Here is a 26,461-nt window from a genome sequence, read left to right on the forward strand (position 1 = left end):
ATCTTCATCACCCACAACCCGCACCACGCCTTCCCCGTCGGGGACCGGTTCCTGCTGCTCAAACGCGGCAAATCGATCGGCTACTACGACAAGAAAGACATCACCCTCGACGAACTCACCGCCCAAATGGCCGGCGGCGCCGAACTCGCCGAACTCGCCCACGAACTCGAACAACTCGGCGGCCACGGCGACATCGTCAAGGAAGTCCAAGGCGAAGTGGCCGACGTGTCCCAAACGACCGGCAAGACGTACGAGTAACTGCCGTCCCAAACTCGAAAGGACAAGCCTTTGGCTTACCTCAACCGCAACCCGTCCGGCACCGCCCTGCCAGTGCGGATCGGGCTCATCGGCTCGGGCTGGATGGGCGCCTTCCACGCCGAGAGCATCGCCCGCCGCGTCCCCGGTGCCGTCCTTGCCGCCATCGCGGATCCCAACCTTGAATCCGCCGAGGCGCTGGCTGGCGCCCTGGGCACCGCGAAGGTCACCGCCGACGCCGCCGACCTCCTCGCCGACCCGGAGATTGACGCCGTCGTAATCGCCAGCCCGGCGCGCTTCCACTCCTCCCTGATCGGCCAGGCCGCGGCCGCCGGGAAGCACGTCTTCTGCGAGAAACCCGCTGGGCTGGGGCTCGAGGAGCTCGACGCCGCCCTAGCCGCCGTCGACGCCGCCGGGGTGCACTTCCAGATCGGCTTCAACCGCCGGTACGCCGCGGACTTCCAGGCAGCCAAGAAGGATCTTGCCGCTGGAATCGCGGGGGAGCCGCAACTGCTGCGTTCCCTGACCCGGGACCCTGGCACCGGAAGCATCGGCCACGCCACAAGGATCCCGGCGTGGACCATCTTCCTCGAAACCCTGATCCACGACTTCGACACCCTGAACTGGTTCAACGAAGGCGCCGAGCCCGTCGAGGTCTACGCCGTCGCCGACGCGCTCGTGGAGCCGGGCCTGCGCGAGGAGGGGTTCCTGGACACCGCGGTCGTGACCATCCGCTACAGCAACGGCGCGATCGCCGTCGCCGAGGCAAACTTCAGCGCACTGTACGGCTACGACGTCCGCGGGGAGGTCTTCGGCTCCAAGGGCATGGTTCAGGCTGGCCGCGCCGCCGAGACCGCCGCCCGCCGGTTCACCGCCGAGGGGATGTCCGCTGACACCCCGCGGCTGAACGTCGAGCTCTTCCGGCAGGCCTACACGGACGAGCTCGTGGACTTCGCGGACGCCGTGCGCGCCCAGCGAGACGGCCGGCGTGACGGGACGGAGCCGCAGCCGTTCAGCCTCACACCGGGAGCCCAGGACGCCCGGCGGGCACTGGCCATGGCGCTGGCCTGCATCGAGTCGGTCCAGCAGGGCACGCCGGTGGCCGTCAACGAGACGGCGGTCCTCTGATGCGGCTGGCCGTTTGCGCTGAAATGGTCTTCACAGACCTGCCGTTCACGGAGCGGGTGCGCCGGCTCCACGACGCCGGCTTCGACGTCGAACTCTGGGACTCGCGATCCAAAGACATCGGCGCGCTCAAGGCCACCGGGGCGGTGTTTTCGTCCATGACCGGATACACCTCCGGCAGCCTGGTGGATCCGGACACGGCGGACGACGTGGTGCGGACCGCCGAGTCCTTGATCCCAACCGCGCTGGAGCTTGGCGTCAGCCGGCTGGTGGTCCATCCGGCGGAACTCATCGACGGCCAGGCTGCCCGGCCGGTCTACCGGTCCAGCGGCCACATGTGGGCCACCGGCGCGCGGACCCTGGAACGGCTCGGGCGGCTCGGCGAAAAGTACGGGGTGACGTTCTGCCTCGAGAACCTCAACACCATCCTGGACCACCCCGGCATCCCGCTGGCCCGGGCCAAGGACACCCTAGCCCTCGTGCAGGCCGCAGGGCACCCGAATGCCAGGCTCATGCTAGATCTGTACCACGCCCAGATGGGGGAGGGGAACCTGGTGGAGCTCGTCCGCAGTGCCCTCCCGTACCTCGGCGAAATCCAGGTGGCGGACGTTCCGGGCCGCTGCGAACCCGGCACCGGGGAAATCAACTACGCAGCCGTCGCCAGGGCGCTCGTGGACGCAGGCTATGAAGGGACCGTGGGCATGGAAGCGTGGGCCAGTGGCGACAGTTATGCGGCCCTGGAGGCCTTCCGTTCAGCGTTCACCGTGACCGCCAAGGCAGCCGCATGAAGGACACCGTTCTCGGACTCGTCGGCGTCGGGCGGATCGGCGTCATGCACGCCAACAACATCGCCGCCCTCAACGAGGTCCTGAATCCGCAGGGCATCAACGTCCGGCTCCGGCTCACCGACGTCGCCGAAGAGCATGCCCGCACGGTGGCCTCCGGCCTCGGCGCCGAATTCCTGCCGTCGGTCCAGGCTCTGCTTGGCTCCGGGATCGACGGCCTCGTCATCGCCACCGGAACGGGGACCCACCCCGAGCTCATCAGGGCGGCTGTGGACGCCGGGATCCCGGTCTTTTGCGAGAAGCCCGTGGCCCTGAACGTGGCCGACGCCCTGCCGGTGCTCGACTACATCCGGGACCGGCAGGGCGTGGTGCAGATCGGGCATCAGCGCCGGTTCGACGCCGGCTACCTGGAGGCCCGCCGCGCTTACCAGGCCGGTGAACTGGGCTGGATCCATTCCCTGCGCGCGGTCACCTGCGACATGACGCCGCCGCCGGTCGAGTTCCTGGCCAGCTCCGGCGGGTTGTTCCGGGACTGCTCGGTCCACGATTTCGACATCCTGCGCTGGCTGACGGGCCGCGAAATCGTCGAGGTGTACGCCAAGGGCTCCAACAACGGGGTCCCGGCCATTGGCGAGGCCGGCGATGTGGACACGGCCCTCGCGCTGGTGACGTTCGACGACGGCACCGTGGGAACGGTGTCCGCCACCCGCTACAACGGGGCGGGCCACGACGTCCGGCTGGAAATCCAGGGCTCCAGGAGTTCGCTGATGGTGGGCCTGGATGACAAGGCGGCGCTGGCCTCCGCCGAAGCGGGGATCGCGTTCCCCGCCGGGAAACCGCACCTGACTTTTGCCGAGCGGTTCGAGCCGGCGTACCGGTCCGAGATGGCTGCCTTCGTCGAGCTGATCCTGGGCCGCCGAGAGAACCCCTGCACCCCGGAAGACGCCGTGGCGGCGTCCCGGGTGGCCGATGCCGCGCAAGAGTCGCTGGCCACCGGCGTCCCGGTCCGCGTGGCCCTGAGCGTCGCCCGGTGAGCTGCACGAGGTGAGCTGCACGAGGTAGGCGTCACCGGCTGACGGTAGCCTCGGGCCAGAGCACTAGCTCGGGGTCGCAGGCCCGGGACAATCAGCTCAGGATCGAATGCAGTGAAAGGAAACCCCGGGGCCCCAGGCCCTCGGGTTTCCGTTCATCTGCTCTCAGGGCCGGCTGCGGCACACCTCCACGAAGGCCCGGAACGGCGCGAGCCGCTCCCCGGCCGGGAGCTCCAGCGCTTCGGGATGCCACTGGACCGAGGCCACCCAGCGCTCCGGATCCTCCAGCGCCTCGACCGTCCCGTCCTCGGCCACGGCCGTCACCCGCAACCCTGCCGCCACGCGTGCCACGGCCTGATGGTGGCCGGAGGCGATCTTTACACTGACGGCACCGGACCCGCTCCCGTACAGGGCTGCCACCTTGGAGCCAGCCTCGACGGCCACCTCGTGCCACGCCCACGGGCCGGCCCCGTGCACCGGCGCGGGCTCGTGGTGCACCACCGCCCCCGGCGCCATGTCCTGGACCAGGGTCCCGCCGTAGAGCACGTTGAGCAGGTGATGCCCGCGGCAGATACCGAGCACGGGCAGCCCGGCGTCGATCGCAAGACGTGCCACGGCGACGTCCAGCACGTCCTGGGCCTGGTTGACGTCGTAACAGAGCTCGGTTTGTGCCTCGCCGTAGAGGCTGGGGTCGAGGTCGCCGCCGCCGGGAAGAACCACGCCGTCAAGGGACGCCAGCGCCGCGGCGAGCCCGCCGTCGTCGGGCCCCGCCGCTGTGAGCAGCACCGGTTCGCAGCCACCCTCACGCAGCAGTTCCACGATGTACTCGAACAATCCGTTGGCTTCCGCCACGCGCGGGTCGGGATCGGCGGAGCTGCTGAGGCGGACGGGAACGCCGATCCGCGGCCGGCCGCCGGGGAGGTTGCGGGAAGTCTGCATGCCTCATTCTGCAACATGATCCCGGACTAGGATTGCCAGATGAACGCCCGCTATCTTGTGTCCCGCAGCCGGTACATCGCCGCTGCCCCCGGCGCCATCTTCGACGTGCTCGCCACGCCCGCCCTTCACAGCGTGATTGACGGCTCGGGCACCGTGAAGGGCGCCCAGCCGCGCGGACCCAGGCGGCTGTACCTCGGTGCCAGGTTCGGCATGGAAATGAACATGCGGGTGAACTACAAGATCCTCAACAGGGTCTGCGAATTCGAGGAAGGCCGCCGGATCGCGTGGCGGCACTTCTACGGCCATGTGTGGCGCTACCTGCTCGAACCGTCCACTGGCCCGGACGGCGCCGCCGGCACGCTGGTCACCGAGCAGTGGGACGCGCGGCGGGTTCGCGGCAAGAGCATGCTCCGCTTGGCCGGTTACCTGCGCCGCCATCCGGCCAACCTGGAACAGACGCTGGCCAAGCTGGACGCCTACATGGCCGCGCACCCGGACATGGGTAATGTGGATGGCAGCACGAAACGCAACTGAAGGTGGGAACTGGGATGGGCCGCAGGACACTGGTCGACGATCTCGTCGACGGCCTGCTCAACGAAATCCTTGACGGAAAGCTCCAGCCCCACAGCGCGCTTCCGCCGGAAGCAGACATCGCCAAGGCCTACGGCGTCAGCCGGCTGACCGTGCGCGAAGCCCTCAAGGCGCTCCGCGCGCAAAACATCCTCTATGTGAAGGCCGGCAGGGGAACCTTCGTCAACCCCACGGACAACTGGACCGGCCTGGACGCAATCTTCAAGGCTGCCTCGCACGGCAACGCGGCCGAACAGGTCTCGGTGGGCCTGATCGAGATGCGGCGCATGGTGGAGACCGGGGCCGCTGCGTTGGCCGCCAAACGCTACACCCCGGAACACGCCGAGCGGATGCGCGAGTGCATCGAGGACATGAAGCGCTTCCACGAGTCAGGCGACCTGGACCGCTTCGTCGAAGCGGATATTGGCTTCCACGACGCCGTCCTGAAGGCCTCCGGCAACCCGTTCGTCCGGGCCCTGTTCGGCCAGTTGGGCCAGTTGCTGTACATCACCCGCCGCGAAACGTCGGCCGTCGGCGAAATCCAGCAGCATGCCATCGATTACCACCAGCGGGTCATGGACAGCATCCTCAGCGGCGACCCGGAGCGCTCGCGGCAGATCATGGATGAGCACATGGACCAGACCAATGCAGATTACGAACGTTACGTCCGGGGCGCTAAGTCCTGACGTCCACCCCGGGGCTCTTGACGTAACCCGACTCACATTCTAGGATCGTGCCTAGTTCTTGAGTCAGATGTCTGACATCTGACTCAACAAGAATCCTGCAGTACACGCTTCCAAGCGGGCAGGATGACCAGTCCCATTCCACCGACTTCCTCACCCGGCACAGCCGCAGGGCAGGAAGACACGTAAGAAGGTCGATGATGACTTCATTAACCCCCAAGTCCTTCGGACTCGGCGAACTAGGCGACCGCACGCTGCGCAAGGTCCGCCGCCGCGTCATGCCCCTGATTGTCCTGCTCTACTTCGTTGCCTACCTGGACCGCAACAACGTCGGTTTCGCCAAGCTCACCATGAGCGAGGACATCGGCCTGAACGCCGCTGCCTACGGCCTTGGCGCCGGCATCTTCTTCCTTGGCTACGCCCTCCTCGAGGTCCCGAGCAACGCGGGCATGTACCGGTTCGGCGCCCGGAAGTGGCTGGCCCGCATCCTGATCACGTGGGGCATCTTCGCGACCGCCATGTGCCTGGTGAACGGTGAAAGCACCTATTACATCGTCCGGTTCCTGCTCGGTGCCGCCGAGGCCGGATTCTTCCCGGCGATTCTGTTCTACCTGACGCTGTGGTTCCCCGCCGCGCAGCGCGTCACCGTGCTGGGCATCTTCATCCTCGCCCAGCCCGTATCCAATGCGCTCGGCGCCCCGGTCTCCGGGCTCCTGCTGCAGATGGACGGCGTCATGGGCCTCCAGGGGTGGCAGTGGCTCTACATCCTCGAAGGCATCCCGGCGATAGCCCTCGGGCTGCTGACGCCTATCCTCATGACGGACCGCCCGCGGGACGCCAAATGGCTCAACGCCGACGAGCGCAACTGGCTCGCCTCCACCATGGACGCCGAACTGGCCGCCAAGTCACAGTCGGGTAAGCACAACTTCCTGGCCGGTCTCAAGGACAAGCGCACCCTGGTCTACTCCGCCCTGTACTTCGGCCTGGTGTGCGGGATCTACGGCCTGGGCCTGTGGATGCCCACCATCGTTGCCGCCCTCGGCGATTTCTCCACGGCCGAGGTCGGGTTCATCGTCTTCATCCCCTACGCCGTGGCCGCAGTTTTCGTCTACTTCTGGAGCAAGCGCGCGGACCGGACCGGCAAGCGTGCCTGGCACTCCGCGGTCAGCATGGTGCTCGCTGGCGTGGGACTCCTGGCCGCTGGCTACCTGCTGCCGGTCAACCCAATTCTGGCGATGATCGGCCTGACGCTCTCGGCCATGGGGATCTACGGGGCCATCGCCCCATTCCTCTCGATGCCCTCCGCGGCCCTAACCGGTGCGGCCGCCGCTTCCGGACTCGCGCTGGTGAACTCCCTCGGAAACCTCGGCGGCTTCATTTCCCCGTACGCCGTCGGCCTCCTCAAGGACGCCACCGGCAGCAACCAGAGCGGGCTGCTGTTCCTGTCCCTGTGCCTGTTCCTCACCGCCGTGGCCACCTACCTCTACGCCCGCAAGCGCCCCGAGGGCGACGCCGCCCTTGACCCCGCGGTTGCGGCGGCTGCCGCCGTCGACGTCCCGGCCAAAGCACTCTGATCCCCGAACACCCTGAAGGAACCCTCGCTATGACATCAATTACCCCCTTCCCCACTGAACGCACCGTGGTCCTGACCGGCGCCGCGTCCGCCCGCGGCATCGGCCGTGCCGCCGCCGACCGCCTGGCCAGCGAAGGCTGGTCCATCGCAATCCTGGACATCAATGCCGAGGACGCTGCCGCCGCTGCTGCCGAAATCGGTTCCAACCGTGCGGTCAAGGCCATCGGCGTCGGCGCGGACGTCTCCGACGCCGCGTCGGTGGACCGTGCCATCACTGAGGTCGAGGGCGCGCTGCCCCCGATCGTGGCCCTGGCCAACCTGGCCGGTATCAGTTCCCCGACGACGTTCATGGAAACCACTGTCGAAGAATGGGACAAGGTCTTCGCCATCAACATGCGCGGATCCTTCATCGTCTCCCAGCGGGTGCTCAAGGGCATGATCGAGCGCAAGCTTGGCCGGATCGTGAGCATCTCATCGATTTCGGCCCAGCGCGGCGGCGGCACCTACTCCAAGGTCGCCTACAGCGCGTCCAAGGCCGGGATCATCGGATTCACCCGCGCCCTGGCCCGCGAGGTGGGCGAATTCGGCGTCACCGTCAACGCCATCGCCCCCGGCCCCATCGACACCGACATCATGGGCGGCACGCTGAGCGAGGACCGCAAGGCGCAGATGTCCGAGGGCATCATGATGGGACGCGTCGGCAGCCGCGAGGAAGTGGCGGCCCTCATCGCCTTCCTGCTCGGCCCGGACGCCGGTTACATCACCGCGGCCACGTACGACATCAACGGCGGCCTCCAGGTCTCCTGACCTGCCCGCACCTGACCTGAACGAACTGTTGCGCTATCACTTTGGGGCCTTAAAATCCCGGAATGGCCACCCAGAGTGATAGCGCAACTGTGGGTTGGAGGGACGGACCGGTCAGAGGTCCTTGCGGCACTGGGCGCGGCCGAGCTGGTAGAGCCCGTTCAGGTCGCCATCGGCAAGCCCGTCCGGGGCGCCGATCTCCGGGTACATCAGCTGGGCCGGGTCATCGACATGTTCCAGGCCCATCACATGGCCGAGCTCGTGCAGGATCACGGCCGTGGCATAGGCCGCACCCTCGGACCGGTCCAGGTCCTCCGCGATTTGCGGCGCGTCCAGTTCCAGGCTGCCGGTCACGAAGCTCTTGGGACCGTCGCCAAAGCTGAAGTGCGTGCTGCCGCCGGTGCCGATCACCGGGCCTTTGAGCTGCGGGGCCTGCTCCGGCGTGGTCCAGGCGATCAGCAGCGGCGCCCACCGGTCCCCGTAAAGATTCTTCTGGTAGGGCGCGCGGGTTGGCGAGGGCGCCTCGGATGTGGAGCCGTCATTGATGAACCTGATCCCGGTGGCCTCCGAGATCGTCCGGATGGAGTCTTCCACGAGCCGCTCGGCACCCTGCGGGGCCAGGGCGGCATTGATCACATAGTGCAGCGGCCGGCACGGCGAATACCCCACTGGAGTGCCGTCGTCGTTGGTCGCGAGGAACTTGTACGAAGTGCTGGCGGTCTCCGGTTTCCGGGGCGTGCCGAGGGGTTGGTCCTGCTCCTCGAGCCCGGGCGGGGGAGTGTCCGTCCGGTCGCCATCGGCTGGCACGGCAGGCTGGCCAGACGCCTGGCCGGACCGTGGCGCCACCGGCAGGGCACGTCCCACGTTGTCCCCTGCTTCGTGTCCCGTTCCGCGGGAGACCTCGAACAGGCCGGTGAATCGGGGGTCGCCGTAGACCAGTCCTGCCGTGAGGAAGGCCCCGCCGGCGATCACCGCGGCGGCGGCAAGGTTCCTGGCAACCCGCAACGCCGTGGCGCCCCGGCTGTGCCGCGGCCCGCGATCCCGAAATTCAGGACCTTCCACTAGCCAACCACGGCCCCAAAGGCCATGCCCAGCAAGTACGTCACGCCGGCTGCGCCCATGCCGATGGCCAGTTGGCGCAGGCCGCGGGTGGCGGGCGAGGTGCCCGAGAGCAGGCCCACGACGCCGCCGGTGAGCAGCAGTGCCAACCCGACCAGGGAGGCCGAAACCACCAGGGCGGCGATTCCTGTCATCCCCAGCAGGAAGGGAATGATGGGGATGATCGCGCCGGACGCGAAGAAGCAGAAGCTCGACGCCGCCGCGCCCCACGCGGTGCCGACAGCCTCGTGCTGGTCCCCGCTTTCGGGCAGTTCCGGGCGCAGGGACAGGCTCGGATCGCAGTCGCAGTCCAGCAGGCCCATCCGCTCCGCGACGCGGTGCTCGGCGGCCTCCCGGGACATGCCGCGGGCCAGGTAGACGAGCAAGAGTTCGTTGTGCTCGATATCCAGCAGCGGCGCGGCCGCCAACGTGATCTGGGTGGGACGCGTCGCGGCGAGGAGTTCCCGCTGCGACCGCACGGAAATGAACTCGCCGGCACCCATGGACAGTGCGCCGGCCAGCAGCCCGGCGACGCCGCTGAGGAGCACCACCTGGCTTCCCACGCCCGAGGCCGCCATGCCCATGACGAGGGACAGGTTGCTGACCAGCCCGTCGTTGGCGCCGAAGACGGCGGCACGGAACGTTCCCGCCAGCCGGTTGCGGCCCCGGGTGGCCAGTCCGCGGACCACTTCTTCATGGATCTGCTCGTCGGCGACCATGGCGGGGGTGGCGAACGATTCAGTGGCGTAGGGCGAGCGGCTCTCCGCCCGCTGGGCCAGGGCCAGGACGAAGACCGAGCCAAAGTGCCGGGCCAGGAAGCCCAGGAACCGGCTCCGCAGTGAGGCATGCCGGTCCTTGCCAGCGTGCTCGCCCAGCAACTGGATCCAGTGCGCCTCATGGCGTCCCTCGGCCTCGGCCAGCGCCAGCAGGATGGCGCGCTCCTCGCCGGAGCGGTTCTGCGCCAGGTCCCGGTAGACGGCCGCCTCGGCGCGCTCATCGGCGAGATACTGGCGCCAGCGCTTGATGTCCGCGGCGCTCGGATCTGGGCTGGGATCGGCGGTCGGATCTGAGCTGGAAGCTGGGCTCGCTGCGGTGACGGGAGTTGCGCCGGGGGCAGGGGTGGCGTGCGGCGGGGTGGGAAGCGGGTCCGTGCTGCGGGCCGAAGAGGCGTGTGTCGGGTGTTGCTGCGAAGAATCGTTGCATTCCGATTCGGTGTGCTGAGACACGAAAAACTCCTGGGTTTGGTCGGGCGTGGTCCGGCCCCATTGCGACTCCAGAGTACCCCGTAATTCCGCGCTTTTCCGGCTGGCCATCCTCAGCGGAAAGTTTAGGGAGGCCGCAACTGTCCGACCACGGCGGGGCCGCCCGGCGCTGCTTTCCGGTAGCAATTGTGAGCCCTTGACCGTCCGTTTCCGCGGTGGTCGAATGAAATCCAGGGCGGGCTCCCCGGGGCCTTGCCACCACCGAAGCCGCATGGAGGTTGCATCATGGATAGCACCGCATCACACCCCATCCAGCCGGCCCGGGAGTCACTCGAGTCCGATCCCGCCTACGACTACGCCGAGGACGCGCCCGTCAGTGATGCCGCGGAGACCGAGGAAGAGGAGCTCCTCCAAGAGGCTGATCGGCTCGTTCCCCTGGAGGCGGAGGACTTCCTGGGGGACGAGAAGCCCGTGGTGCCTCTGGAGGGGGAAGAATTCCTTGAACCCGAAGAGAACGAGTGAGTCTTCCGCGGGCTTTGAGGTGCCTTAAAGCCCGACGGCGGCGCCCCCGGAAGGGGAGCGCCGCCGTCGACCGTTAACCCGCGGGAGGTAAACCAGCGGAACCTAGTGCACCGGAACGGTAATCGATTCGTTCTCGGATGCCTCCCCGGCAACCCGCCGCTTCCAGTTTTTCATGACCGCGGGATCCGTCGGCTTGGTCAGCAGTGACACCGCGATGTAGACGACTGCCGAGGCAGCCAGGCCGAAATAGATCGGCTCGTTGGCGTAGATGCCGTCCAGCGGTACCTCGGCGTTGATCTCCAGGACGATCATGGTGCCGAGGGTAATGACTGAGCCCACGGCCATGGAGGCAGCTGCTGCGTGACCGGTGCCGCGCTTCCAGACCAGGCCGCCGAGAATGGCCACAAGGAGGCCGCCGACCAGGATGTCGTAGGCGATGGTGAGCGCCGCGACCACATCCTTGGTAATAACGGCGATGATGATCGCCACGATGCCGAGCCCCAGAACCCACATGCGGTTGGCTTTGACGTCGTGTTCCGGGTTGTCCGTGTCGGCGGTGTTGATGTTCTTGCCGAACCAACTGGCGACGAACGGCAGCACATCGGCGCGGGCCACGGTGGCGGCAGCGATCAGTGCGCCGGAGGCAGTGGACATCATGGCGGCGACAGCCGCGGCGAGCACCAGGCCGCCGATGCCGATCGGCAGGATCTGCGTGGCGACCTCGGCGTAGACAACATCCTTGCCGAGGTTGGCGACGTCGATGTCCGGCAGCGCGACGCGGGCGCCGAGGCCGATCAGGGCGCCGGCCGCACCGTAGAGAATGCAGTAGACGCCGGCCGTGGCGCCGCCCCAGCGGGCAACTGCCGGGGTCTTGGCGGTGAACACGCGCTGCCAGATGTCCTGGCCGATCAGCAGGCCGAGGGTGTAGACCACAAAGTACGTGATGATCGTCTGGACGCCGATGCCGTCAATCTGGAAAAAGCTGGCGTCAACACGGGCACGGATGCCGTCGAGTCCGCCGGCGGCGTTGAGCGTGAACGGCAGCATTAGGATAAAGATACCGACCGTCTTGATGACGAACTGGACCTGGTCCGCCAGGGTGATGGACCACATGCCGCCAATGGTCGAGTAGATCAGCACGATCGAGCCGCCGACGGCGATGGCGAGGGCGCGGTCCCAACCGAAGAGCACCACGAAGATGGTGGCGTACGCGCTGGTGGAGGTGGCACACAGCATCAGCGTGTAGGCGAGCATGACGATGCCCGAAGTCTGCGTGGACTTGGTGCCATAACGCAGGGTCAGCATCTGCGAGACCGTGTAGATCTTGAGCTTCTGGATGGTGGGGGCGAAGAGCAGGCTCAGCAGCAGGACGCCGGCGCCGATTGCGACCACGAGCCACATGCCGGAGATGCCAAACTTGTAGCCCAGGCCCACGCCGCCGACTGTCGAAGCGCCGCCCAGGACGACGGCGGCCATGGTGCCGGTGTAGAGGAACGGGCCGAGGCGTCGGCCGGCGACGAGGAAGTCGCTATTGTTCTTGGTGCGGGACTTGCCCCACCATCCGAACGCCAGCATGGCGGCCAGGTACACCACCACGATTGCGATGTTGACGAAACTTGCGTCCATTAAGGGCTCCTTGGAGCTGGTTGGCAGCGGATGCGCATTGCCGGGCCTCAACAGTGTGTTCGGCAAGGCTGCTGCTGCGTGAAGTGGTTGGAGAAGGATGTCCGTCGGAACCTCCGGTATTGCCCAATAGGCAACACATGTTGCCAAAAAGAGTATGTTGTGACCCCGGTAACAGTCAAGGCGCAGTGCGTGCAGCCGCCGCATCCGCGTCACGAAGGCTGGCTCCCGCTAGGATTGCTCCAGTGATGGGGCCAAGCGGCCGGCCGTGAAAGGTTCCTAAATGAAGGCTCTACCAGTTGAACCGAGCAACGTTCCCGTTGCCATCGGTTCGCGGATCCGCGCCGCCAGGCAGTCCCAGCGGCTCACCATTGAACAGGTCGCGGACGCCACCGGGCTCACCAAGGGATTCCTCAGCCGGGTCGAGCGGGACCTCACCTCGCCCTCGGTAGCCTCCCTAGTGACGCTGTGCCAGGTCCTGTCCATCTCGATCGGCGACCTCTTTGCCGCCCCCGAAACGCACCTCACCAAGCAGAACGAGGGCCCCCGCATCTCCCTCGGCGGCGAGGGGATCGTCGAGCGGCTGCTGACCGCCCGCTCCGAGCGCCGCGTCCAGATTATCCAGGCAGTGATCGAACCGCGCGGCCGGGGCGAGTCCGAACTCTATGCGGTGGACTGCGACGTCGACGTCCTGCACGTGGTCAAGGGAAGCATCCGGCTGATCCTGACCAACGAGGAATTCGAGCTCAGCGCCGGGGACACCGTGACGTTCCCGGGCCGGGAACCGCACACCTGGGTCAATCCCACAGACGACGCCGTCGAAGTGCTGTGGGTGCTGGTGCCCGCCGCCAGCCGCTAGGCTGCCTTCCGTTCCCGGATGCCTGCCGCTAGGCCAGGACCGGCGCGCCTGCCGTCCGGGCCGGGCTGCCGGCCGCGGCGCTCCTTCCCGGTTGCCAAGCCGACGAGGGCTACGGGCGGGTGCCCAGTCCCGCAATCTAGCGGGCGATCCGGGGTGCGCCCGGAGGCAAGTGGGCAGGAGCGTCACGGAATGCTGTGTGGGGTCCGGTCAGCACGGCCCGAATTTCAGCGATGACACGCTCCGGCTCGAACCAGATGTGCTCCGGCATGTACCTCAGCACGGCAAACCCGTTGACCGTGGAGGCGTTGTTCCGTCCCAGATCCCGGCGCATGGCCTCGCGGTTGGAGTGGAATGCGTAGCCGTCCACTTCCACGATGAGGAATCCTTCAATCAAGAAGTCGACCCGGCCGATTCCCGGGAGCTGGACTTGGGTGTCGAAGCCGATTCCGTTTGCTTTGAAGAGATGCTGGGCGTCGACCTCCACGATTGACTCTGCGCGTAAATCCAGCTGCCGCAGGGCCTGGAGTACAGGACCCGACCGGTCGCCGATGAGCTGGGCCTTCAGCAATTCGAGGGGAATGCCGTGCAAGCGCATGGCTGATGTCGCCAGGGCTGTTGATGCGGGCGGCCTCAAACACGACAGGGCATGCAGTGTAACGTCCTCGACTGCGGCCACTGGCAGCTGGACAGGGCCATCGAACCTGATGGTCCGGTGCCTGATGAAGCCGGTTCCGTGGCCGTGGTCGCAGGCCAAATGATGCTGGGCCGGAACTTCTCGAAGCCATAGGCCGTAGTGCGGGGCCGCACTGGCGCAGGTGACGCGGGCATTATGCTGGATGGCCGCAGCGAGCTCCGGCTGGCACTCGGCGAGCATGAACACTCCTCGCCTGGGTCGGCGCGCCCCCGCCCTCGTCAGTCCGGCGATGTCCGTCCGGGAGTATCCCGCGACCAAAAACTGGCCGGTCCGGGCGACTCCGCCGAGTTGTGCAAGGTAGTTGATGGGGTCCATGCCGCCAGTCCACAGCGTCGGCCTGGATCGTGGAAGACGGCAATGGGGCTATGTGGGCATTGGGTTAAGGGGACATTCGGCCGTGCTGGCAAGTCGGCGTCTTGCGCACCCATCGGCGGCTCTGGCTGCGTTCCTCCCCGGTTGCCTTCCGCGGGGGCGGCTCCGCGGCCGGGCAAAACGCTGAATCCCGGGGCGGGGCCGGGGCGGGCGTGGGAGTAACCGGGAAGGAACGCGGCCGCCTGCCTGCGATCCTTGGTGAGACTCACGTCACGTCCTGGAAACCTGTCGGAAACGGCAAATTAATGCCGGGGGCCCCCGCGTAACGTGCCGGCAAGAATCGGAATGCCTTCCCGAAACACGTCGTGGGTAGCGTCATCTGCGGGGGGACGCACAACAGTCCCGAAACGTCACATGGTCTCGCCGAATCGGCGCCCTCGGAGCGCCGGCACTCGAGGAAGGCTCCCGCTATGAAGTTCTCTGTGCTTGCAGTAGGAATGGCAGTAGATCCGCAGGTCCTCGACCCCGGATCGACCGCGTGGATGCTCACGGCGTCCGCCTTGGTCCTCCTAATGACCCCCGGGCTTGCGTTCTTCTACGGCGGGCTCGTCAGAATGAAGTCCGTCCTCAACATCATGATGATGAGCTTCGGCGCCATGGGCGTCGTGGCCGTCGTCTGGGCCCTGTGGGGCTACGGACTGGCCTTCGGTCCGGATGCGCTGGGCGGATTCGTCGGGGATCCCTTCACCAATTTCGGCCTGAGCGGGCTGACCACCAGCATCGGCACCAAGGCGGCAGGCCTGCCGGACATGATCTTCGTCGGCTTCCAGGCCACGTTCGCCATCATCACCGTCGCACTCATCAGCGGGGCGGTGGCCGAACGCGTCAGGTTCGGACCCTGGCTGCTCTTTGCCGCCCTCTGGGTCACACTCGTCTATGCGCCGATCGCGCACTGGGTCTGGGGCGGCGGCCTCTTTGGACCCACCGGCATCATCGGCAGCAAGATCTCGGCCCTCGACTTCGCCGGCGGTACGGTGGTCCACATGAATGCCGGCATAGCCGGACTCATGCTGGCGGTGGTTCTGGGCAAGCGGCTGGGCTTCATGAAAGACCCCAACATCCGCCCGCACAACCTGCCGTTCGTCATGCTCGGCGCGGGGCTGCTGTGGTTCGGCTGGTTCGGCTTCAACGCCGGCTCGGAACTCGCCGCCGACGCCACGGCCGCATTGGCCTGGACCAACACGCTGCTTGCCACCAGCGCGGCCCTGCTGGGCTGGCTGCTCGTGGAGCGGCTGCGCGACGGGCATGCCACCTCCCTTGGAGCCGCCTCGGGCGCCGTCGCGGGACTCGTGGCGGTCACCCCGGCCTGCGGCTTCATCGACCCCGTCGGTGCGATCCTGATCGGCGCGATCGCCGGAGTCGTCTGCGCGCTCGCCGTCGGGCTGAAGTTCAAGATCGGACTCGACGACTCCCTGGACGTCGTGGCCGTGCACTTCGTCGGCGGCCTGTGGGGGACCCTGTCGCTCGGATTCTTCGCACTTCCGTCCGCTAAGACCGGCGGCGGCCTCTTCTACGGTGGAGGGCTGGCGCAGTTCTGGCCACAGATCCTCACCGCGCTGATTGTCACGGTATGGAGCGCGGCCATGACCACGCTGATTGGCTTCGCGATCCATAAGAGCATCGGCATGCGCGTTTCCGAGGCCGACGAGCTCTCCGGCATCGACGTGACGGAGCACGCCGAAACGGCGTACGAACTCCTCATGGTCGGCGGCAGTTTCCACCCCGGTGACCCGCACGCCAGGACAGATGCTGCCCACGCCCAGACCGAAGGTCAGGCCCACACCCAGACCCCAGCCCACGCCCAGGCCGAAGGTGAGGCCGCACGCGGCAAGGTGTCGTCATGAAACTCGTGACGGCCATTGTGCGGCCGGAGCGGGTTGACGCCGTCAGCGCGGCCCTGGAGCGGTCCGGAGTCAACGGTCTGACCGTGAGCCAGGCCAGCGGCTATGGCCGGCAGCGGGGCCACACCGAGGTGTACCGGGGAGCCGAGTACAGCTCCGACCTGCTGCCCAAAGTGCGGCTGGAAGTCCTAGTGAACGAGGACGCCCTCGGCGCCGTCATGGCCGCCATTGAAGAGGGCGGACGCACGGGCCACTTCGGCGACGGCAAGATCTGGATCATTGACGTGCGCGACGCCGTCCGCGTCCGGACGGGGGAGCGGGGCGCCTCGGCCATCGCATGAGGCCACGGTAACGCCATTGGTAAACAAATGATGCGCAATGCGAAACTTCGAGTGTATGATGGCTGTCACAACCGTCGGTCAATCCTCGAAGGAGAGGCTTCTTTTGGAAGAGCTGCGCATCGAGGCCAATGGCAACCTTGGCCCCATCGATTCATCCCGCGTCCCACGCTATGCCGGGGCTGCCACATATGCCCGCCTGCCGCGCCTGGACCAGGTGGCCAAGGCTGACGTTACGGTGGTCGGCGTGCCGTTCGACTCCGGCGTCTCCTACCGCCCCGGCGCCCGCTTCGGGTCCAACCACATCCGCGAGGCCAGCCGCCTGCTGCGGCCGTACAACCCGGCGTGGGACGTCAGTCCCTTCGAGAACATCCAGGTGGCCGACGCCGGCGACATGGCGGTCAACCCGTTCAACATCAACGACGCCATCGAAACCATCCAGCAGAACGCCCTGGACCTGACGGCGTCCGGCAGCAAGCTGCTGACCCTCGGCGGCGACCACACCATCGCCCTGCCGCTCCTGCGCGCCGCCGCCGAGCGCGCCGGCGGCCCCATCGCCATGCTGCACTTCGATGCGCACCTGGACACCTGGGACACCTACTTCGGCGCCGAATACACCCACGGCACCCCGTTCCGCCGGGCCGTCGAGGAAGGCATCCTGGACACCGAGGCCATCAGCCACATCGGCACCCGCGGTCCGCTCTACGGCAAAAAGGACCTCGACGACGACCACCGCTTCGGCTTCGGCATCGTCACGTCCTCGGATGTCTACTACCAGGGCGTCCTGGAGACGGTGGCCAAGGTCAGGGACCGGATCGGGAACCGCCCGCTCTACATCTCGGTGGACATCGACGTCCTTGATCCCGCGCACGCCCCGGGCACCGGCACGCCGGAAGCCGGCGGCCTCACCAGCCGCGAACTGCTGGAAATCATCCGCGGATTCCGCGGCATGAACCTGGTTGGCGCCGACGTCGTCGAGGTTGCCCCGGCGTACGACCACGCCGAGATCACCGGCGTGGCGGCAAGCCACGTCGCCTACGAACTCGTGACCCTGATGGCGGACCGCGCCGTCGAAGGGGACCGCTTCGGCGCCCCGAACGGCTACGCGGCCCAGGCCCTCGGCCAGGAATCCCGCCGCCCCGCCGGCTTCGGCTCCTCTGTGGCTTCGCCGGTGGCTTCGCGATGACCGGCGTGCGCAACGGCGGTGACCTCGTCGTCGAGACCCTTGAGGCGCTCGGCGCCAAGACGGTCTTCGGCATCCCGGGCCAGCACGCCCTGGGCCTGTTCGATGCCATGGGCCGCGGAAACCTGCACTTCGTCTCCTCCCGGGTGGAGAACAACTCTGCCTTCGCCGCGGACGGGTACTCCCGCGCCACCGGCGAGGTCGGCGTGCTGTTCCTCTCCACCGGCCCCGGCGCGCTGACGTCCCTGGCCGGGCTGCAGGAAGCCTACGCCACCGGCGTGCCCATGGTGGTTGTCGCGAGCCAGATCCCGCTCGATGGCCTCGGCGCCCGCCGCAAGGGCATGCTGCACCAGCTCGATGACCAGAAGGCCTCGGCCGCGAACGTCACCAAGTCCCAGCGGCTGATCCAGCACGCCTCCGGCATCCCGTCGGCCATCCAGGACGCCTGGACCGAAGCGATCTCCTCGCCGCAGGGCCCGGTCTGGCTGGAAATCCCGCAGAACGTGCTGCTGGACCCCATCATGGTGCCTCCTGTGGAGGACGCCCTCGCAGAAGCGGCCGACAACCCGCCCCGCGTCGAGCTGGTCCGCGAGGCCGTCAAATGGCTCTCGACGGCGGAACGTCCCGCTATCATCGCCGGCGGCGGCGCCCGCCGCGGCCGGGCCGAGAAGTCGCTGCTCTCCATTGCGGAGAAGCTGCGGGCGCCCGTCATCTGCACGCCCGGCGGCAACGGCGCGTTCCCCTGGAAGCATGAGCTCTCGCTGCAGTCCTGGATCGAGGACCAGCACATGACGGAGGTGCTGCAGGACGCCGACGTGCTGATCGTCATCGGCTCCTCCCTGGGCGAGGTCACCTCCAACTACTTCACCTTTGAACCGCGCGGCCGGATCATCCAGATCGACGCCGAACCCCGGGTCCTGGAGTCCAACCGCCCGGGCCTGGGCATCCGGGCGGACGCCGGCCAGGCCCTCGCCGCCCTCGACTCTGCCCTCGATGCCGCCCTGACGGAGCCGTATGGCGAACGCGCCGACTGGCACGGCACCTCTCCCGAAGCCCTGGTCAAGGACACCCTGGCAAAGGTCACGGCCCGGCTCGAGTCCCAGGACCTCGGCAAGGAACTGAAGTTCATGGCCGACATCCGCGAGGCCGTTCCCGCGGCGATGCAGACGTTCTGGGACATGACCATCTCCGCCTACTGGGGCTGGAGCTGCTGGGACGCCCGCGAGGGCCAGTTCCACTCCGCGCAGGGCGCCGGCGGGCTGGGCTTCGGCTTCCCGGCGGCGATCGGCGGCGCCGTCGGGCTGGAGACCGCCGGGACGCCCGGCAGTTCGGCGCGCGTGTTGGCCGTCTCCGGCGACGGTTCGGCCATGTACTCCATTTCCGAGCTCGCCACCGCTAAACAGCACAACGTCCCGGTCACCTGGTTGATCGTTGACGACGGCGGCTACGGCATCCTGCGTGAATACATGGTGGGCGCCTTCGGCAAGGCCACGGCCACCGAGCTCGCCCGGCCCGACTTCGTCAAGCTGGCCGAGGCCTTCGGCGTCCCGGCCGTCCGGGTGGCCCCCGAGGACGTCGGGGACGCCCTGAAAGCCGGCTTCGCCGCGGACGGCCCCAACGTCGTCGTCGTCGAGACCCTGCTCAAGATGTTCGGCCCCACCCACCTGGCCACGTAGTCGGCCGGGGCCGCACTGCCCCAAAAACTGGACAACACAGCACAGCAACACAGCGGACCGGCCGGTCTGCCCCTCATGGTGAGGGGCAGGCCGGCCGGTCCGCGTTTGTCTTTAAGTCTTCTTTCAGCGCCCTTCGGGGCCGCATGGAACCCCTCACGGCATGCCTCGCGGGAGAGTTAGTTTCCCGAAGTAACCAATTTAAGATATAGTTGCCTTGGGCAAACAAAAGAGGGGTGTCCATTTATGTCAGTTGAATCCAACGCTGCCGCCAAACTCGTCTACCAAATCTTCGACCTCCAGCGCGCCGTCCGCTGCGTTGCCGCCGCCAGCCTGCGCGGGCAGGACACCGGAGTGGCGCTTCAGGGCGTTCTCCGCTTTGTGGGGGAGGGCGAATCCCGGGCCACGCATCTTGCGGAGCGGCTCGGTGTCAGCGCTCCGGTCCTCAGCCGGCACATCGCCGAGCTCGAGGAGCACGGCTATGTTGTCCGCCGGCCGGACCCCGAAGACGGCCGCGCACAGCTGATCGCCCTGTCCGCCACCGGCGCGGAGAAACTGCGCGTCATCGAGGACCAGCGGACGGCCGCCCTCCAGGGCCTGCTGCAGGACTGGAGCCAGGACGACGTCGAACTGACGGCGCGCACCCTCGAAAAACTTGCTGAGTCCCTCAGGACTTCAGCCCGGGCAACGACGGCCGGACCCACGAATACGACCGAAATTGTTGAGGAGTAGATCTATGGCTAGCCACGCTGCCGCCACGGGGTCGGAAACTGCGCCGTTGAACCCTGCGCCGTCGGAAACTGCGCCGTCGAACACGGCACTGTTGAACACTGCGCCGTCGGACCTTCCACCGAGGGCGCCCCGAGCATCCCACCCCGCCGCGGCACCCGCGGCGATGACCCACCGCCAGATCATGGAGGCGCTCACCGGGCTGCTGGCGGCGTTCTTCACCGCCATCCTGAGCAGCACCATCGTTGCCAACGCGCTGCCCACCATCATGTCCGAGCTCAAGGGCACCCAGACGGACTTCGCCTGGGTGATCACCGCCGCGCTCCTGGCCAACGCGGCCACCACGCCGATCTGGGGCAAGCTGGCTGACCTCTTCAACAAGAAGGTCCTTGTCCAGCTGAGCATCGTGATCTTCGTGGCCGGCTCCGTCATGGCCGGCCTGTCCGAGACCATCCCTCTGCTGCTGACCGCCCGTGTCATCCAGGGCATCGCCATGGGCGGGCTCACCGCCCTGGCCCAGGCCATCATCGGCTCCATGATCCCGCCGCGGGACCGCGGAAAGTACTCCGGCTACATGGGCGGCGTCATGGCCGTGGGCACTGCCGGCGGCCCGCTGCTCGGCGGCTTCATTGTCGACAGCCCGCTGGGGTGGCGCTGGACCTTCTTCGTCTGCGTCCCGCTCGCCGTGGTCGCGCTCATCCTGCTGCAGGTCACCCTGAAAATCCAGCACGTCAAGCGCCCCGCCAAGATCGACTGGCTCGGCTCCATCCTCTTGACCTCCGGCGTCAGCCTGCTGCTCATCTGGGTCTCCTTCGCCGGCAACCCGGACTACTACGACTGGTGGTCGTGGCAGTCCGTCGCGATGGTGGGCGGCGGCGTCCTGCTCCTGGGCCTGCTGGTGCTGGTGGAATCCCGGGTTGCGCAGCCCATCATCCCGCTCAACATCATCTCGGAGCGGACCACCGCGCTCGCGATCCTCGCCTCGGTGGCCGTTGGCGTGGGCATGTTCGGCTCCTCGACGTTCCTCGGCCAGTACTTCCAGGTGGCACGCGGTGCTACCCCCACCGAGGCCGGCCTGCTCACCCTGCCCATGATCGCTGGCAACCTGCTCGGTTCGGTCGCCTCGGGCATGCTCATCAGCCGCACCGGCAAGTGGAAGCGGTACCTGGTGGCCGGCGCCATCTTGCTGATCGGCGGCCTCGGCCTGGCTGGCAGCATGGACCACACCACTGATCTGTGGCTGACCGGTATCTACACGGCCATCCTCGGCGTTGGTCTGGGCCTGCTGATGCAGAACCTCGTGCTCGCCGTCCAGAACACGGTCCAGGCCAAGGACATCGGCACGGCCAGCGCCTCAGTTGCCTTCTTCCGGTCTGTCGGCGGAGCAATCGGGGTCTCGGTCCTCGGCGCCGTGCTGGGCAACCGGGTCAAGGAGCTCGTGGTGGAGGGACTCGCCTCCGCCGGAATCCAGGTTCCGGCCGGATCTGCCGGTGCAAGCATGGACCTCAAGGACATGCCGGCACCGATCCGCGACATCATGCGGGCCGCCTACGGCGACGCGATCGCTGAAGTCTTCCTGATCTCTGCGATCATCGGCCTCGTGGCGCTGGTTGCCATCCTGTTCATCAAGGAACGCCCGCTGCGCCGCACCGTCGATGTCCGTCCGGAGCCTGCCGAGCAAGCAGGGGATGCCGCTGCCGATGCCGCTGTGGCGGCCGCCGGGGGCGCGGGTGCAACGGCTTTGGGGGATCCTTTGCGGAACAGCCCGGACGACGCCGTTCGGGCAGTTCCGTCCGACGGCGGTACCGGCATTGTGGACCTGGACCGGGAATTCATCGAGGTGCTCAGCCGGGAGCGCGCTGAATCACGTTTCCCGGATGCCGCCCGCCGAGAAGCCGACCTTGGTTACCGGGCCAGCGCTGGTGCCGGCCAGGATTCCGCGCTCGCGGAGTCCGGTGCGGCGGAGTTCGGTACGGAGGAGTTCGGTACGGCGCGGGCGGCCGAGAGGGAAGGCGCCCGGCAGCGGACCCGGACCCTGGTGGCCGAAAACCCGATCGAGGCCGCCGACGTCGTACCTGTGCTGCTGCAGACCCAGCAGCTGCTGGCGGAGCAGCAGCTCCAGCTGGCGGACGCCCTGCTCGCCGTGCATGAGCAGGCCGCCGAGCAAAGGGCAATCGCCGCGGAACAGGCCCGTGTGGCCGCAGAGCTCACGGGCCTGCGCCGGCAGCTTGCCAAGCAGCGCAAGATGCAGCGCGCGGCGGCCGACTACATCGCCACGCACGGCCGACACCGCACCGAATAGCGCCGGTTTACAGTAGGGAACCGTCCGGCCCCGGACCGTGTAATGCTGGTCCGGATCCCAGAGGCCCCGCGGCCGCCTAAGGCAGCCGCGGGGTCTCTGCGCAGCCGCGGGGTCTTGGCACGGCTGCCTTGGGGCGACCGGCATTTGCGCGGCAGTGACCGCGGCAGAGCCCTGCGGCAGCGCTGCGGGCAAAGGCTTAAGTACGCCGTTTGGATGATATTCAGTGTCCCGTGTTCCACCCGGCCGGGGGATTTCGTAGAGTTGGGTGGCTAATGGCTGTCGGTCCCTTGGGCTAGTCTCCAGTCAGCTTTCCAATGCACTAGATTTGTTCGGTTTTTAGGCAGCTTTTATTTGGTTTTGTTCGGTCTTCGTAAATTTCAGTCTTCGTAAGGACTCGTGGGCATGCTCGTCACTCTCATGCGGCGCTATTCCAAGCCGTATCTGCCATACATCGCGGCTGTGGTCATCTTTCAATTGGCTTCGACCATCGCGGCGTTGTACCTCCCCAGCCTCAATGCCCAGATTATCGACGAGGGCGTCTCCCGCGGCGACACGGACTACATCTGGCGCACCGGCGGGGTCATGCTCGGCGTCTCCCTGATCCAGGTGGCCACCGCGATAGCCGGCGTCTACTTCGGTTCGAAGGCTGCGATGGCGTTTGGCCGTGACCTGCGCCGCGGTGTCTTCCGCAAGGTGAGCAGCTTCTCGGCGCGGGACGTCAACCTCTTCGGCGCCCCCACCCTGATCACCCGTGGCACCAACGACGTGCAGCAGGTCCAGATGCTCATGCTCATGGCGCTGAACTTCATGGTGGCCACCCCCATCATGTGCATCGGCGGGATCTTCATGGCCCTGCGCGAGGACCTCAACCTGTCCTGGCTCGTCTGGGTTTCTGTGCCCCTGCTCGTCGTCGTGGTGGGCTACCTTGTGGTCCGCCTCATGCCGCTCTTCCGTTCCATGCAGGAGAAGATAGACCGGCTCAACGGCGTCCTCCGCGAGCAGATCATCGGCATCCGCGTCGTCCGGGCCTTCGTGCGCGAACCCCACGAGGCCGAGCGCTTCGGTGCGGCCAACAAGGAACTCACCGACGTCTCGCTGAAGATCGGCTCCTTGTTCGTGCTGATGTTCCCCGCGATCGGCATGATCCTGCACGTCTCCACGGCCGCCGTGCTGTGGTTCGGTGGCCAGCGGGTGGATGCCGGCGAAATGCAGGTCGGGTCGCTGACCGCCTTCCTCCAGTACCTCTTGCAGATCCTCATGGCCGTCATGATGGGCACCTTCATGGCCATGATGATTCCCCGCGCCTCGGTCTGCGCCGACCGGATCGGTGAAGTGCTCGACGTCGAACCCTCCATCCACGAATCGCTCACCCCGGTGGCGCCGGCCGCACGGGCTGGTCGCGTTGAATTCCGCAACGTGACCTTCGCCTACCCCGGCGCCGAGGCCCCCGTGCTGAGCAACATCAGCTTTACGGCAGAGCCCGGCCAGACGGTGGCGATCATCGGCTCCACAGGCGCCGGCAAGTCGAGCCTGCTGGCCCTGCTGCCGCGGCTCTACGACGCCGAATCGGGTGAGGTCCTGCTCGACGGCGTCCCCGTCACCCAGCTGGACCGGGCCGAGATCACGCAGCGCGTGGCCATGGTGCCGCAACGGCCCTACCTGTTCTCCGGGACCATTGAGCACAACCTGCGCTTTGGCAAGCCCGAGGCCACGGACACGGACCTGTGGGAGGCCCTCACGGTCGCCCAGGCCGCGGACTTCGTGCGCGAAAAGAAGGGCGGCCTGGCATCGCGGATCGCCCAGGGCGGCACCAACGTCTCCGGCGGCCAGCGGCAGCGGCTGTGCATCGCCCGCGCCCTCGTCACCGAACCCAAGGTCTTCCTGTTCGACGACTCGTTCTCAGCCCTTGACGTCGCCACCGATGCCAGGCTCCGCCGCGCGCTAAAAGCCAAGACGGCCGATGCCACCGTGATCATCGTCGGCCAGCGCGTGTCCACCATCGCCGATGCGGACCAGATCCTCGTGCTGGACAACGGCAGGATCGTGGACCGCGGAACACATGAGGAACTGTTGGAAAGCTCCAGCACCTACCAGGAAATCGTCGAATCCCAGCTGAGCGCGGAGGCAGTGGCATGAGCACCAACGAGAAAATCTCCCCCACGCCGGCCAAGGCAACAGACACCGCCGCAGCCGACACGACCGCAACCGACACCACCGCGGCCGGTACGGCCGGAACCGATCTGATGGACGACGACTTCATCGAGGAAGAGTACACGCCCGGCGAGGCCGACGGCGGCATGTTCGGCGGTGTGCCGGCCAAGAAGGCCCAGCACTTCTGGCCCTCAGCCAAGCGGCTCATGGGGCTGCTGAAACCCGAGCGCGCGGGCATCTTCGTCGTGCTCGCCATGGTGACGGTCGCCGTCGTCCTCAACGTCATTGCCCCGAGGATCCTGGGCCAGGCCATGGACGTGATCTTCGCGGGAGTGGTCGGCAAGCAGCTCCCGGCGGGTGCCACCAAGGAGCAGTTCATCGACGGACTGCGCTCCCAGGGCCAGAACAACTTCGCCGACATGCTGGCCAAGATGGACGTAGTGCCGGGCACCGGCATCGATTTCCAGAAGCTCGCGTTCCTCATCAGCGTGGTGCTGGTGATGTACTTCGTCGCCAACATCTTCCTGTGGCTCCAGGGCTATGTCCTCAACGTGCTTGTCATGCGCGTGGTCCGTAACTTGCGTGATGATACCGAGAAGAAACTCAACAAGCTGCCGCTGAACTACTTCGACACACGCCAGCGCGGCGACATCCTTTCCCGCGTCACCAACGACGTCGACAACATCCAGCAGGCGCTCCAGCAGGCCTTCGCGCAACTCGTGAACTCGGCCCTGACGGTCCTCGGCATCGTGATCATGATGTTCATCGTGTCCTGGCAGCTGGCCCTGCTCGCGCTCGTGGCCCTGCCGCTCTCCGGCGTGGCCGCCGGCATCATCGGCGCCCGCAGCCAGAAGCTCTTCGCCGCCCAGTGGAAGAACACCGGTGAGCTCAATGGCCAGATCGAGGAATCGTTCTCCGGCCACGACTTGGTCCGCGTGTTCGGCCGCGACGCCGACATGCTGGCCCGCTTCGACGAGCGCAACGAGGAACTCTACAAGGCCAGCTTCGGTGCCCAGTTCGTCTCCGGCATGATCATGCCGGTCATGCAGTTTGTCTCCTACCTCAGCTATGTGGGGATCGCCGTCGTCGGCGGGCTGCGCGTGGCCTCCGGCGCCATGAGCCTGGGCGACGCCACCGCGTTCATCCAGTACTCGCGCGAGTTCACCCAGCCGCTGGGCCAGATGGCCGGCATGGCCAACATGCTGCAGTCTGGCGTCGCCTCCGCCGAGCGGGTCTTCGAATTCCTCGACGCCGACGAACAGGACGCCGAGACCGCCACCGAGCACCTCCCTGCGAAGACGGACGGACACGTCGAATTCCAGCACGTCACCTTCAGCTACACGCCGGACAGGCCGCTGATCGAGGATCTGTCCTTCACGGCCGAACCGGGACACACCGTGGCAATCGTGGGACCGACCGGGGCCGGCAAGACCACCCTGGTCAACCTCGTGATGCGCTTCTACGAGCTCAACGCCGGCAGCATCACCCTGGACGGGGTGGACATCACCCGGCTGAGCCGTTCGGAGCTGCGCGCCAAGGTGGGCATGGTGCTGCAGGACGCCTGGCTGTTCGGCGGAACCATTTACGAGAACATCCGCTACGGCAAGCTGGACGCCACCGAGGACCAGATCATGGCGGCGGCCAAGGCCACGTTCGTGGACCGCTTCGTCCGCGCGCTGCCGGACGGCTACAACACGGTCATTGACGAAGAAGGCAACAACGTCAGTGCCGGCGAAAAGCAGCTGATCACCATTGCCCGGGCCTTCGTGGCGAACCCGTCGCTGCTGATCCTGGACGAGGCCACGAGTTCCGTGGACACCCGCACCGAAGCCCTGGTCCAGAAGGCCATGGCCGCGTTGCGCACGGAGCGCACCAGCTTCGTCATCGCCCACCGCCTCTCCACCATCCGGGATGCTGACACCATCCTTGTCATGGAGGACGGGAAGATCGTCGAACAGGGCCGGCACGCCCAGCTGCTGGCCATGGAGGGCGCGTACTACCGGCTGTACATGTCCCAGTTCGCCGGTGAGGACGCGGAGGCGGCTTTGCTGGATCCCGCGGAGGACTCGACGGCGGTGCACAGCTGAGCGCCGTAGGGCGCCCTGCCGG

Annotated in this window: 22 protein-coding genes and 1 pseudogene; 18 read left to right on the forward strand and 5 right to left on the reverse strand. The window is 67.1% G+C overall.

From position 1 onward, the window contains the following. The 4 genes and pseudogenes from ACFRJ8_RS21975 to ACFRJ8_RS21990 form a co-directional block, all read left to right on the forward strand. Window positions 1-258, forward strand: a pseudogene (locus ACFRJ8_RS21975) (sugar ABC transporter ATP-binding protein); the annotation flags it as partial. A gap of 30 nt (window positions 259-288) precedes the next feature. After that, entirely contained in the window at window positions 289-1,383 is a 1,095-nt protein-coding gene (locus ACFRJ8_RS21980) for a Gfo/Idh/MocA family oxidoreductase (RefSeq protein WP_377988487.1), read from the forward strand. Further along, the gene (locus tag ACFRJ8_RS21985; RefSeq protein WP_377988488.1) at window positions 1,383-2,168 is read left to right on the forward strand and encodes a TIM barrel protein; all 786 of its coding nucleotides are present in this window, start codon (window positions 1,383-1,385) and stop codon (window positions 2,166-2,168) included. The genes ACFRJ8_RS21980 and ACFRJ8_RS21985 overlap by 1 nt, the downstream gene beginning before the upstream one ends. Then, window positions 2,165-3,199, forward strand: coding sequence for a Gfo/Idh/MocA family oxidoreductase (locus ACFRJ8_RS21990; protein ID WP_377988489.1), 1,035 nt, complete (start codon window positions 2,165-2,167; stop codon window positions 3,197-3,199). Before ACFRJ8_RS21985 ends, ACFRJ8_RS21990 begins: the two co-directional genes overlap by 4 nt. A gap of 162 nt (window positions 3,200-3,361) precedes the next feature. Here the strand turns inward: ACFRJ8_RS21990 and ACFRJ8_RS21995 are convergent, their stop codons facing one another. Next, the gene (locus ACFRJ8_RS21995; RefSeq protein WP_377988490.1) at window positions 3,362-4,135 is read right to left on the reverse strand and encodes a gamma-glutamyl-gamma-aminobutyrate hydrolase family protein; all 774 of its coding nucleotides are present in this window, start codon (window positions 4,133-4,135) and stop codon (window positions 3,362-3,364) included. Window positions 4,136-4,174: 39 nt separating this feature from the next. Between ACFRJ8_RS21995 and ACFRJ8_RS22000 the strand changes: the two genes are divergently transcribed. The 4 genes from ACFRJ8_RS22000 (at window position 4,175) to ACFRJ8_RS22015 (ending at window position 7,768) form a co-directional block, all read left to right on the forward strand. Further along, window positions 4,175-4,669 (forward strand): polyketide cyclase / dehydrase and lipid transport, encoded by a 495-nt coding sequence (locus ACFRJ8_RS22000; RefSeq protein WP_377988491.1) that lies wholly within the window; start codon window positions 4,175-4,177, stop codon window positions 4,667-4,669. 14 nt (window positions 4,670-4,683) lie between these two features. Beyond that, a complete protein-coding gene (locus ACFRJ8_RS22005; RefSeq protein WP_377988492.1) occupies window positions 4,684-5,391 on the forward strand; it encodes a FadR/GntR family transcriptional regulator in 708 nt (235 codons plus the stop codon). A 194-nt stretch (window positions 5,392-5,585) separates the two neighbouring features. Then, window positions 5,586-6,962 (forward strand): MFS transporter, encoded by a 1,377-nt coding sequence (locus tag ACFRJ8_RS22010; protein WP_377988493.1) that lies wholly within the window; start codon window positions 5,586-5,588, stop codon window positions 6,960-6,962. A gap of 29 nt (window positions 6,963-6,991) precedes the next feature. Then, window positions 6,992-7,768, forward strand: coding sequence for an SDR family NAD(P)-dependent oxidoreductase (locus ACFRJ8_RS22015; protein WP_277527368.1), 777 nt, complete (start codon window positions 6,992-6,994; stop codon window positions 7,766-7,768). A 111-nt stretch (window positions 7,769-7,879) separates the two neighbouring features. Here the strand turns inward: ACFRJ8_RS22015 and ACFRJ8_RS22020 are convergent, their stop codons facing one another. Together ACFRJ8_RS22020 and ACFRJ8_RS22025 are read right to left on the reverse strand one after the other, a co-directional pair. Then, window positions 7,880-8,827, reverse strand: a complete 948-nt coding sequence (locus ACFRJ8_RS22020) for a matrixin family metalloprotease (protein ID WP_377988494.1) — start codon at window positions 8,825-8,827, stop codon at window positions 7,880-7,882. Then, the gene (locus tag ACFRJ8_RS22025) at window positions 8,827-10,089 is read right to left on the reverse strand and encodes a VIT1/CCC1 transporter family protein (RefSeq protein WP_377988495.1); all 1,263 of its coding nucleotides are present in this window, start codon (window positions 10,087-10,089) and stop codon (window positions 8,827-8,829) included. Before ACFRJ8_RS22025 ends, ACFRJ8_RS22020 begins: the two co-directional genes overlap by 1 nt. 261 nt (window positions 10,090-10,350) lie before the next feature. Here ACFRJ8_RS22025 and ACFRJ8_RS22030 point away from each other — a divergent pair, with 261 nt between their 5' ends. Beyond that, window positions 10,351-10,587: a hypothetical protein gene (locus tag ACFRJ8_RS22030; RefSeq protein WP_377988496.1), complete on the forward strand. Its 237-nt coding sequence runs from the start codon at window positions 10,351-10,353 to the stop codon at window positions 10,585-10,587. 102 nt (window positions 10,588-10,689) lie between these two features. Here ACFRJ8_RS22030 and ACFRJ8_RS22035 read toward each other — a convergent pair whose 3' ends face one another. Beyond that, window positions 10,690-12,213 carry a sodium:solute symporter gene (locus ACFRJ8_RS22035; RefSeq protein ID WP_377988497.1) on the reverse strand — a complete coding sequence of 508 codons (1,524 nt, stop codon included), beginning with the start codon at window positions 12,211-12,213 and terminating at the stop codon, window positions 10,690-10,692. A gap of 280 nt (window positions 12,214-12,493) precedes the next feature. Here ACFRJ8_RS22035 and ACFRJ8_RS22040 point away from each other — a divergent pair, with 280 nt between their 5' ends. Further along, the gene (locus ACFRJ8_RS22040; protein ID WP_028275626.1) at window positions 12,494-13,069 is read left to right on the forward strand and encodes a cupin domain-containing protein; all 576 of its coding nucleotides are present in this window, start codon (window positions 12,494-12,496) and stop codon (window positions 13,067-13,069) included. 136 nt (window positions 13,070-13,205) lie between these two features. Here the strand turns inward: ACFRJ8_RS22040 and ACFRJ8_RS22045 are convergent, their stop codons facing one another. Then, on the reverse strand, window positions 13,206-14,078 hold the full coding sequence (locus ACFRJ8_RS22045; protein ID WP_377988498.1) for an endonuclease domain-containing protein: 873 nt from the start codon (window positions 14,076-14,078) through the stop codon (window positions 13,206-13,208). A 467-nt stretch (window positions 14,079-14,545) separates the two neighbouring features. Here ACFRJ8_RS22045 and ACFRJ8_RS22050 point away from each other — a divergent pair, with 467 nt between their 5' ends. From ACFRJ8_RS22050 to ACFRJ8_RS22085, 8 genes are all read left to right on the forward strand, one after another. After that, on the forward strand, window positions 14,546-15,979 hold the full coding sequence (locus ACFRJ8_RS22050; protein WP_377988499.1) for an ammonium transporter: 1,434 nt from the start codon (window positions 14,546-14,548) through the stop codon (window positions 15,977-15,979). Continuing rightward, window positions 15,976-16,317, forward strand: coding sequence for a P-II family nitrogen regulator (locus ACFRJ8_RS22055; protein ID WP_090583148.1), 342 nt, complete (start codon window positions 15,976-15,978; stop codon window positions 16,315-16,317). The genes ACFRJ8_RS22050 and ACFRJ8_RS22055 overlap by 4 nt, the downstream gene beginning before the upstream one ends. 103 nt (window positions 16,318-16,420) lie before the next feature. Continuing rightward, window positions 16,421-17,500 (forward strand): agmatinase, encoded by a 1,080-nt coding sequence (gene speB, locus ACFRJ8_RS22060; RefSeq protein WP_377988500.1) that lies wholly within the window; start codon window positions 16,421-16,423, stop codon window positions 17,498-17,500. Then, the gene (locus ACFRJ8_RS22065) at window positions 17,497-19,173 is read left to right on the forward strand and encodes a thiamine pyrophosphate-binding protein (RefSeq protein WP_377988501.1); all 1,677 of its coding nucleotides are present in this window, start codon (window positions 17,497-17,499) and stop codon (window positions 19,171-19,173) included. Before speB ends, ACFRJ8_RS22065 begins: the two co-directional genes overlap by 4 nt. A gap of 243 nt (window positions 19,174-19,416) precedes the next feature. Further along, window positions 19,417-19,902 (forward strand): MarR family winged helix-turn-helix transcriptional regulator, encoded by a 486-nt coding sequence (locus ACFRJ8_RS22070; RefSeq protein WP_277527805.1) that lies wholly within the window; start codon window positions 19,417-19,419, stop codon window positions 19,900-19,902. Between the two features lie 163 nt (window positions 19,903-20,065). Continuing rightward, window positions 20,066-22,201: an MDR family MFS transporter gene (locus ACFRJ8_RS22075; protein WP_377988530.1), complete on the forward strand. Its 2,136-nt coding sequence runs from the start codon at window positions 20,066-20,068 to the stop codon at window positions 22,199-22,201. A 402-nt stretch (window positions 22,202-22,603) separates the two neighbouring features. Further along, on the forward strand, window positions 22,604-24,337 hold the full coding sequence (locus ACFRJ8_RS22080; RefSeq protein WP_377988502.1) for an ABC transporter ATP-binding protein: 1,734 nt from the start codon (window positions 22,604-22,606) through the stop codon (window positions 24,335-24,337). After that, complete coding sequence (locus ACFRJ8_RS22085; RefSeq protein WP_377988503.1) at window positions 24,334-26,439, forward strand: ABC transporter ATP-binding protein; 2,106 nt, start codon at window positions 24,334-24,336, stop codon at window positions 26,437-26,439. The genes ACFRJ8_RS22080 and ACFRJ8_RS22085 overlap by 4 nt, the downstream gene beginning before the upstream one ends. Window positions 26,440-26,461: the final 22 nt, after the last annotated feature.

The organism is Arthrobacter sp. NPDC056886, assembly GCF_042788715.1.
In the GTDB taxonomy this organism is placed as follows: Bacteria; Actinomycetota; Actinomycetes; order Actinomycetales; family Micrococcaceae; genus Arthrobacter.